The following is a 1451-nucleotide window of genomic DNA, read 5'->3' as shown; positions in this document are numbered from 1 at the left end:
CACGGCCCCGGCGTTGTTCGGGAGTGTCCGGTTTGATCATGGTTTGTTAGATGCCGTAGACGGCGAAGGTGTCGGTGCGGTCGTGGAGGTCTCGGCGGGCGTGGGCGATGTTGGCGCGTCCGGCGAGGCGGAAGGTGTTGAGGGCCAGGTTGCGGAAGCTGGCCAGGGCTCGTGGGGCTGTGCCGGTTCTGAGCTGGGAATCGTCCTCTCGGAAGGTCACGTCCCGGGGCCAATGTAGACGGTTTTCCACGGCCCAGTGTCCTCGGGCGTAGGCGTTGAGATGGTCCGGGCCGGCCTGGTCGGCGCCGAGGCTGACGATGCCGTGGATGATTTCCTTGCTGGTGCGCACGCCGTCGAGGTCGCCGGTGTCACGGCGCAGCCGGAAGACTTGCCGGGCGCCGGGAAACAGTGTGTCGTCGCAGGCGGCGACGCGCAGGGTTCGGCGTTCGGTACGCCCGTGTCCCCGGTCCTGGTCGACGTCGGTGTGGTCGATGAACGCGGTGTCGGTGCCGGTGAGTAACGCTTGGGCGGCGTGAGAGGCGAGGGGTTGATTCCCCTTCAGGATCAGCAGGTAGTGCGCTTTCAAGGTGCCGGTGATCAGGCGGGCGGTTTTCTTCGTGGTGTGCAGCGCGTCGAGGGTGAGCATCATCCCGGCGACATCAAGGGGTGTCAGCAGTTCGGCGATCACCGCGTTCTCGCCGCGTTTGTCGGGGACCTGGCGTTGGCCCAGGATCACCGCTTCGTGGTGGGTGATCGCGGCGACGAGGAACACCTGCCCGGCCTCGGTGCGGGTGCCGTGCAGCAGTTTCCCGTCGATCGCGGCGGCGGGTAGCAGCCCGGCCGGTCTCGGGTGGGTGACGGCTCGGGTGGCGGCGCGGCGTTGCTCCCGCTCGGTCGGCTCGTCGTGGCCCGCGGCGATGACCGGCAACGACGCGTCGCCACGTACGACGTCAGTGGCGTATCCGCAGGTCGCCGTGTCGAGGGCATCACCGTCCAGACCAGTCAGGACCCGCCGGAACGTACGTTCACTGGGTACCGTGTAACGGCCGGACAGCGGGTTGAACCGGGCCCCGAGACGGTGCAGGACATCCTGCGGGGTCCGCGCCGCCCACTGCCGGATCGCGGTCACCGAGTCGTTACCCGTCACCAACGTGGCGCACGCGGTCAGGACCAGAATCACCAGCAGCGGATGCCGAAGACCCCGTAACCGCCGCGGATCCGGCACCTGCCGCAGCCGGTCGAGCAGCGACGACGCCACCGACAACGCATCAGCAGCCATCGCATCCGAGGTGACCGAGCCCGCGGCGAGTTCGGCTTCCCACAGGGCCAGATCGGCGAGGTGGTCAACAACAGGGTGGATCGGGGAAGATGAGGACACGAGCGCGGCTCCTGGAACGATCTTTAGGTCTAGACACCCGAAAGATCATCAGAGTCGCGCTCGTCCCACAACT

The 1451-nt window shown here is 67.5% G+C and carries 1 protein-coding gene; it reads right to left on the bottom strand.

The features are described from left to right. Positions 1-46: 46 nt before the first annotated feature. Positions 47-1378 (bottom strand): ISAs1 family transposase, encoded by a 1332-nt coding sequence (locus F8271_RS31345; protein WP_151493383.1) that lies wholly within the window; start codon positions 1376-1378, stop codon positions 47-49. Positions 1379-1451: the final 73 nt, after the last annotated feature.

Origin of the sequence: Micromonospora sp. ALFpr18c (genome assembly GCF_008868155.1) — a bacterium.
Classification (GTDB): domain Bacteria; phylum Actinomycetota; class Actinomycetes; order Mycobacteriales; family Micromonosporaceae; genus Micromonospora.
This window is presented reverse-complemented; position numbering and strand designations above follow the sequence as displayed.